Origin of the sequence: Stenotrophomonas terrae, assembly GCF_039674165.1 — a bacterium.
Taxonomy (GTDB): Bacteria; Pseudomonadota; Gammaproteobacteria; order Xanthomonadales; family Xanthomonadaceae; genus Stenotrophomonas; species Stenotrophomonas terrae_A.
The window spans coordinates 55,417-62,614 of the sequence record NZ_JBDJMY010000024.1 but is presented as its reverse complement, the minus strand read 5'-3'; the positions used below and the strand labels follow the sequence as shown (position 1 = coordinate 62,614).

Sequence of the window (7,198 nt, the reverse complement as noted above, 5' to 3'; positions counted from 1 at the left end):
ATGCTCGGCAGAGGCTTTCCCGGTAATGCCCTTGCCGAGCATGGCTCGGCACTACAGTCAGGGGTTTGCTGGTAACGCCCTTGCCGAGCATGGCTCGGCACTACAGTTGGGGTTTAGCTGGTAACGCCTCTGCCGAGCATGGCTCGGCACTACGGGTTAGGCGCGGTCCAATTGCCTGCGTCCAACTCCGGCTCCCACTCTGCCTCCAAAGTCTTCAGCAGTACCGCGGCCTGGGTGCGGCTATTGCATTCGAGCTTCTTCAGCACGGCGGTGACGTGCACCTTGACCGTGTTTTCGGCCAGGCCCAGCACGTGCGCGATCTGCTTGTTGAGCAGGCCATCGGCCATGCACAGCAGCACGCGGATCTGCTGCGGGGTCAGCCGCGCCAGCCGCGAGGCCAGCAGCGCATCGTGCTCGGAGCGCACCGCCGCCAAGGGCGGGAAACAGGTATCGCCGTCCATCACCGCGCTCACCGCCGCGCCTATCGATTCCACCGGCGCGGATTTGGGAATGAAGCCAACCGCACCGAACTGCTGGGCGCGACGGATCACCCGCGGGTTGTCATTGGAAGAAATGATGATCACCGGCAGCTCCGGGCGTTCGCCACGCAGCCATACCAGCGAAGAAAACCCGTGCGCACCGGGCATGGTCAGATCAAGCAGGACCAGGTCCACATCGGCATGCTCAGCCACCGCCTCGGTCAAGGCCGAAACACTGGCAACCTCCAGCATCTCGCCCACGGCGCCGCCCTCGCGCAGCGCATGCAGCACGGCGGCGCGAAACAACGGGTGGTCGTCGGCAACAAGCACCTTGATCAGGCTCATGGCGCCAGTTTGGCACGGGCACGGCTTGCCTGCCCTAGTCCCAAATCGCTATTGGTTGGCACCCTGGCCCTGTCTATCGTCCGCGCACTCCCAACTGTACCGAGGCAACGGATGGCCTGTTTCCCCCTGCGTGCTGCATTCACCGGCCTGCTGTTGCTGGCCGCCGCACCCGCCGCGCTTGCCAACGACACGTTCACCGCCAAGGCCAGCGGCCGCCTGTATTACGAATTCGGCCACTTCGACAACGACCGCCTTGGCCCGCCAGAACGCAGCGGCGACGATCTGCGTGCAGCGTGGCTGGGCCTATCGGGCAAGGCCTACAGCCTGGGCTACAAGGTCGAGGCGGACTTCGCCGGCCACCGCCCGGTTGCCCGCGATGTCTACCTGACCCACACCTTTGGCAACACCCAGCTCACCCTGGGCCAGTTCAAGCAGTTCTATACGCTGGACGACCGCAGCAGCGCCAATCACACGCCCACCATCGAGCGCAGCTTTCTGGTGCAGTCGCTGGGCACGGCTTACCGGCTGGGCATCGGCGCACAGGGGCATCACAGCGGCATTTTCTGGAGCGGCAGCGTTTTCAGCCTGGAAAGCATCGATGTGTGGCAGGCCAAGGGCCACGTCATCGGCGGCCGCATCGGCTACGCGCCATGGAGCCAACCGGGCCATGCCCTGCACTTTGGTGTCTCCGGCGCCCATGAGCATCACAGCCATCCCGGTGCCGATGGCGCCCTGCCGTTGCGTGCGCAAGTGCGTGCCAACGGCCACTTCGGCAACAACGGCCGCTTGCCGCTGGTGGATTTCCGCAGCGGTCGCGCGGTGTCGGTCAAACGCTACAGTTTTGAAACCGCCGGCGTGGCTGGGCCGTGGTCATGGCAGGCCGAGTACGGTGGTGCCCGCTACGACGATGGCCAGCAACGCGGCAAAATACAGGCCGGCTATCTGCAGGGCAGCTGGCTGCTCACCGGTGAAACCCGCCCTTACGACGCCAAGGGCGGCCGTTTCGTCCAGTTGGAGCCCGAGCGTGACTTCGGCGCCTGGGAGCTGGTGGCCCGCTATGACCACATCACCGGTCGCCAGTGGCCAACGCAGCAGCGCGATGTCTCGGCCGACGCCTGGACCCTCGGCGTGAACTGGTATGCCTCCAGGAACGTCCGGCTGATGCTGGACTGGACCGACAGCCGCCGCCGTGATGAACTGCGCGGACAACGCCTGGACCACACTGGGGTACTGGCCGGGCGCGCCCAGCTGCACTTCTGACCCCGCCCGCGCCGACGTGATCCGGCCCGGACACACAAGAAAATAATTTTCACGTATTCTCCACCTTTCGCCACGACAGCCACCCGTACTTCCGGGTGAACAAGGCAAGGGGTAGGATTCGTGCAGGAAAATTACTTTCATTCCGAAGCAGTTCTGGTCGGCAAGGGCCTCCCCAGCGGTGGCCCATGGACGCCGGCGTCGCTGGCCGCCGCCGCACCGTCGCTGCTTGCAGAGCAGCTCAGCCTGCCCGCTGCGGTGCTGAGCGCATCGGCGCTGCAGCATAATCTGTTGTGGATGCGCGAGTTCGCGCAGGCCTATGGCTGCCAGCTGGCGCCACATGGCAAGACCACGATGAGCCCCGAGCTGTTCCGCATGCAGCTGGACGCCGGCGCCTGGGGCATCACCCTGGCAACCGCGCCGCAGACCGTGGCCGCACACGCGCAGGGCGTACAGCGCGTACTGCTCGCCAACCAGCTGGTCGGCAAGGGCAACTTCGAGCTGATCGCCTCGCTGCAACAGCGTGACCCGGGCTTCTGGTTTGCCTGCGTGGTGGACTCGGCCGACAACGTGGCCGCGCTGGGCCGCTATTTCAGCGCGCGTGGGCAGCAGATCAAGGTATTGCTGGAGATTGGCTTGGCCCGCGGCCGTACCGGTGTGCGCGACGAGGCACAGGCGCAGGCCGTGCTGGACGAAATCGCCCGCTGGCCGGATGCCGTGGCGCTGGTCGGCGTTGAAGTCTATGAAGGTGTCGCCAGCGACGAGGCCGGCGTGCGCACCATGTTGCAGCGCAGCCTTGCGCAGTGGCAGGCGATCCGCGCCAATGGTGGTTTCCGCCAGTTGCCGGCCATCCTCAGCGGCGCTGGCTCGGCTTGGTTCGACGTGGTGGCCGAAGAGTTCTCGGTACTCGCCAACGATGCCGACGCACAGATCGTGCTGCGTCCGGGCTGCTATCTGAGCCACGACGTCGGCATCTACCGGCAAGCAGCCGAACGCATCCACGCCAGCAACCCGATCGCGCGCACGATGGGCAGCAGCCTGCAGCCGGCACTGCGGCTATGGGCTTACGTGCAGTCCCGCCCGGAACCGGGCAAGGCCATCATCGGCCTGGGCAAGCGCGATGCCGCCTTCGATGCCGGCCTGCCGGTGCCTGCCCTGCACTACCGGCCCGGCGATGCCGCACCAAGCGCTGCCGCCGCGCATTGGAAGCTCACCGCGATGATGGACCAGCATGCGTTCCTCGAGCTGCAGGCTGACGATGCCCTGCAGGTGGGCGACATGCTCTGCTTCGATATTTCTCACCCCTGCCTGACCTTCGACAAATGGCGCCACCTGTTGGTGGTCGATGACGCGCACCGCGTTGTCGGTGCTGTTTCCACGCAGTTCTAACCGCTTCCATCGGGTCTGTACGCATGAGCAACGGTAATCTGCTGTTGATCTACGCCGCACTGTCGATCCTTGCACTGATCGTGCTGATCGCCCGCTTTCGGCTCAACCCCTTCATCAGTGTCACATTGGTTTCAATCGGGCTGGCGCTGCTTGCTGGCATGCCGGCGCCGGAGATCCTGCCAGCCTATGAGCAGGGCGTCGGCAAGATCCTTGGGCATATCGCGCTGATCGTCGCGCTGGGCACCATGCTCGGCAAGATGATGGCCGAGTCCGGTGGCGCCGAGCGCATCGCACGCACCTTGATCGCCCGCTTCGGCAGCAAGAACGTGCACTGGGCGATGATGCTGATCGCCTTCTGCGTGGGCTTGCCGATCTTCTTTGAAGTCGGCTTCGTGCTGCTGATTCCGATCGTGCTCAATGTCGCCCGCCGCACCGGCGTGCCGCTGCTGCTGGTCGGCCTGCCGATGGTGGCCGGCTTGTCGGTGGTGCACGGGCTGGTGCCACCGCACCCGGCGGCGATGCTGGCGGTGAACGCCTATGGCGCCGATGTCGGCCGCACCGTGTTCTATTCGCTGCTGGTTGGCCTGCCAACGGCGGCACTGGCCGGCCCGGTGTTCGCCAAGTTCATCGCGCCGCGGGTCAAGCTGCCTGCGCATAACCCGATGGAAGCGGCATTGCTGGACGAGGGCCATCAGCGCATTCCCGATGAGCAGCTGCCCAGCTTCGGCATCACCTTGGCCACCTTGATGCTGCCGGTAGTACTGATGCTGCTCGGCGGCTGGGCCGATCAGATCGCCGCCCCCGGCTCGACGCTCAACCACGGCCTGCGCTTCATCGGCCACTCGGTGGTGGCCCTGCTGCTGGCCACATTGATGAGCTTCATCACCCTTGGCATGATGCGCGGCTTCAGCCGCGAACAGATCCTCAAATTCACCCAGGAATGCCTTGCCCCCACCGCCGCGATCACCTTGCTGGTGGGCGCAGGCGGCGGCCTCAACGGCATCCTGCTGCATACCGGCGTCGCGGCGGAAATCACCGCCCTGTCCCAGCGCCTGCAGCTGTCACCGCTGCTGATGGGCTGGACCATGGCCGCGCTGATGCGCATCGCCACCGGCTCGGCGACGGTGGCAATGATTACCGCCTCGGGCATCGTCGCCCCGATTGCCGCCGCCATGGGCTACGCCCACCCTGAATTGCTGGTGCTGGCCACCGGCGCCGGCTCGGTGGTGCTGTCACATGTCAACGACGGTGGCTTCTGGCTGGTAAAGGAATACTTCAACATGACCGTCACCCAGACCTTCCAGACCTGGACGGTGCTTGAAACCCTTATTTCCGTCATCGCCCTGTCGCTGGTGATGGCCCTCTCAATGGTGCTCTGAACATGTCGCAGAATACGTTCGATATCGTCTATGAGCTGCGCCAGCGCCAGCACGAGTTCAGCCCGGTGGAAGCGCGCATCGCCGCGGCCATCCTCGCCGACGTGGATGCCGCCGCGCAGTACGGGGTCAGCGAGCTGGCCGAACGCGCCGAAGTCAGCGCCGCCGCCATCTCGCGTTTTGCCAAGGCGCTGGGCTGCGAGCATGTGCGTGAGCTGCGTGCGCGGCTGGCCTCGGCCAGCGCGGTAGGCAAGCGCTTCCTGGAACAGCAGAACGCACCGCCGGTATCCGCGCTGTACGCGCAGATCTGCGATGACATCCAGGAAAGCCTGCGTCACAACATCGCCAACCTGAAGGAAGAGGTGGTGCAGGAGCTGGCCGAAGCAATCTGCCAGGCGCGGATGATCCATATCTTCGGCCTGGGCGGATGCTCCACCGTTTTCGCGCAGGAGCTGCAGAGCCGCTTCGTGCGTTTCGGGCGGCCGGTATCGGCCTGCAGCGATGCGTTGATGATGAAGATCATCGGCGCCACACTTGGGCCGCAGGATCTGGTGCTGGTGTTGTCGGTCAGCGGCATCACCCCGGAAATCATCTCAGCGGTGGATATCGCCCGCACCTATGGCGCCCGCATCGGCGCCATCACCCAGGCCAACACGGCGCTGGCCGAGCGCAGTGACTGGCTGCTGCCGATCCAGATCGAGGAAACCGATTTCGTGTTCAAGCCCTCGGCCTCGCGCTACGCGATGATGCTGGCCATCGACGTGCTTGCCACCACCACCGCGCTCAACGACGCCAACGCCAACCATGAACACCTGCGCCGCATCAAGCTGGCGCTGGACCGCCACCGTGGCGGTGATTCGCGCCTTCCGCTGGGTGATTGATCCATGCATGATTTCCTGATCCGCAACGCGCTGATCTTCGATGGCAGTGACCAACCGGCCGAGCACGGCGATGTCGCCATCGATGCCGGGCGCATCACTGCTGTCGGCGCGCTGGGCAAGGCTGCGGCTGCAAATGTCATCGACGCGCAGGGCCTGGCGTTGGCGCCGGGCTTCATCGATGTGCACACCCATGACGACCTGGAGGTGATCCGCAACCCGGACATGCTCAGCAAGTTGTCGCAGGGCGTGACCACGGTGGTGGTTGGCAACTGTGGCATCAGCGCCAGCCCTGTGAGGATCCATGCGCAGGTGCCGGACCCGATGAACCTGCTCGGTGATGCCGAGGATTTCCGTTATGCGGATTTCGCCAGTTATCGCGACGCCGTCGAACATGCCGGCCCGGCCGTGAATGTGGCAGCCCTGGTCGGTCACACCGCCTTGCGGCAGAACCATATGGATCGCCTGGACCGTGCCGCCACCGACGAGGAAATCAGCGCGATGCGGGCGCAGCTGCGCGACAGCCTGGCACAGGGCGCACTGGGCCTGAGCAGCGGTCTGGCCTATGCCTCGGCCTATAGCGCACCGTCCTCGGAAGTGGACGCGCTGGCCAAGGAGCTGCCACGCAACGGCCTGTATGCCACCCACCTGCGCGATGAATTCAGCGGCATCCTCGATGCGATGGAAGAAGCCTTCTACGCCGCACGTGCGCCACAGGCCGCAGTGCGTGTTTCGCACCTGAAGTGTGCCGGTGTCGACAACTGGGGCCGCAGCGGCGAAGTACTGGACTGCCTGCATGCGGCCTCGGCCAGCCAGGATGTGGCCTGCGACTGCTACCCGTATGCGGCCAGCGCCTCGACCCTGGACCTGAAGCAGGTCACCGAGGCCTACGACATCCTGATCACCTGGTCCGAGCCCGAACCCAGCCAGGGCGGCCGCCTGCTGGCCGAGATCGCCGCCGACTGGAAGGTCCCGTTGATGGATGCCGCGATACGCCTGCAACCTGCCGGCGCGGTGTACCACGGCATGGACGAGGCCGACGTGCGCCGCATCCTGAGCCATCCACTGACCATGATCGGTTCCGATGGGCTGCCACGCGATCCGCGCCCGCATCCACGCCTATGGGGCACATTCCCGCGCGTGCTGGGCCACTACGCCCGCGATCAACAGCTGTTCCCGCTGCACACTGCCGTGCACAAGATGACCGGCCTGCCGGCCTCGCGTTTCGCGATGGGCGCGCGCGGCTTGATCCGTGCCGGCTGGTGCGCCGACCTGGTGCTGTTCGATCCGGCGCGGGTACGCGACACCGCCAGTTTCCACGATCCGATCCGCGCCGCCGAAGGCATCAACGCCGTCTGGGTCAACGGCTGCCTGAGCTATGACGGCAGTCGCGTCGTCGCCCGCGCTGGCCGTTTTGTGCGGCCAGAACCCGCACCGACAGCCTGACTGCTACCGCTGCACCCCATGAAGAGGA

Annotated in this window: 6 protein-coding genes; 5 read left to right on the top strand and 1 reads right to left on the bottom strand. The window is 65.5% G+C overall.

Annotated elements, in window-relative coordinates:
• Positions 1 to 149: 149 nt before the first annotated feature.
• A complete protein-coding gene (locus ABE493_RS12020; RefSeq protein WP_346499148.1) occupies positions 150 to 824 on the bottom strand; it encodes a response regulator transcription factor in 675 nt (224 codons plus the stop codon).
• A 111-nt stretch (positions 825 to 935) separates the two neighbouring features.
• On the opposite strand from ABE493_RS12020, the gene ABE493_RS12015 reads away from it, so the two are divergent.
• The 5 genes from ABE493_RS12015 (at position 936) to ABE493_RS11995 (ending at position 7,170) form a co-directional block, all read left to right on the top strand.
• Positions 936 to 2,084 (top strand): OprO/OprP family phosphate-selective porin, encoded by a 1,149-nt coding sequence (locus tag ABE493_RS12015; RefSeq protein WP_346499147.1) that lies wholly within the window; start codon positions 936 to 938, stop codon positions 2,082 to 2,084.
• Between the two features lie 120 nt (positions 2,085 to 2,204).
• Positions 2,205 to 3,470 carry an amino acid deaminase gene (locus ABE493_RS12010; RefSeq protein ID WP_346499146.1) on the top strand — a complete coding sequence of 422 codons (1,266 nt, stop codon included), beginning with the start codon at positions 2,205 to 2,207 and terminating at the stop codon, positions 3,468 to 3,470.
• Between the two features lie 23 nt (positions 3,471 to 3,493).
• A complete protein-coding gene (locus ABE493_RS12005) occupies positions 3,494 to 4,849 on the top strand; it encodes a gluconate:H+ symporter (protein ID WP_346499145.1) in 1,356 nt (451 codons plus the stop codon).
• Positions 4,850 to 4,851: 2 nt separating this feature from the next.
• On the top strand, positions 4,852 to 5,727 hold the full coding sequence (locus ABE493_RS12000; RefSeq protein WP_346499144.1) for a MurR/RpiR family transcriptional regulator: 876 nt from the start codon (positions 4,852 to 4,854) through the stop codon (positions 5,725 to 5,727).
• Positions 5,728 to 5,730: 3 nt separating this feature from the next.
• Positions 5,731 to 7,170: an N-acyl-D-amino-acid deacylase family protein gene (locus ABE493_RS11995; protein ID WP_346499143.1), complete on the top strand. Its 1,440-nt coding sequence runs from the start codon at positions 5,731 to 5,733 to the stop codon at positions 7,168 to 7,170.
• Positions 7,171 to 7,198 lie beyond the last annotated feature (28 nt).

Bases quoted from the DNA above. Each gene is read 5' to 3' on its own strand.
- ABE493_RS12000 (WP_346499144.1), top strand. From the start codon at position 4,852: ATGTCGCAGAATACGTTCGATATCGTCTATGAGCTGCGCCAGCGCCAG.
- ABE493_RS11995 (WP_346499143.1), top strand. From the start codon at position 5,731: ATGCATGATTTCCTGATCCGCAACGCGCTGATCTTCGATGGCAGTGAC.
- ABE493_RS12020 (WP_346499148.1), bottom strand. From the start codon at position 824: ATGAGCCTGATCAAGGTGCTTGTTGCCGACGACCACCCGTTGTTTCGC.
- ABE493_RS12005 (WP_346499145.1), top strand. From the start codon at position 3,494: ATGAGCAACGGTAATCTGCTGTTGATCTACGCCGCACTGTCGATCCTT.
- ABE493_RS12015 (WP_346499147.1), top strand. From the start codon at position 936: ATGGCCTGTTTCCCCCTGCGTGCTGCATTCACCGGCCTGCTGTTGCTG.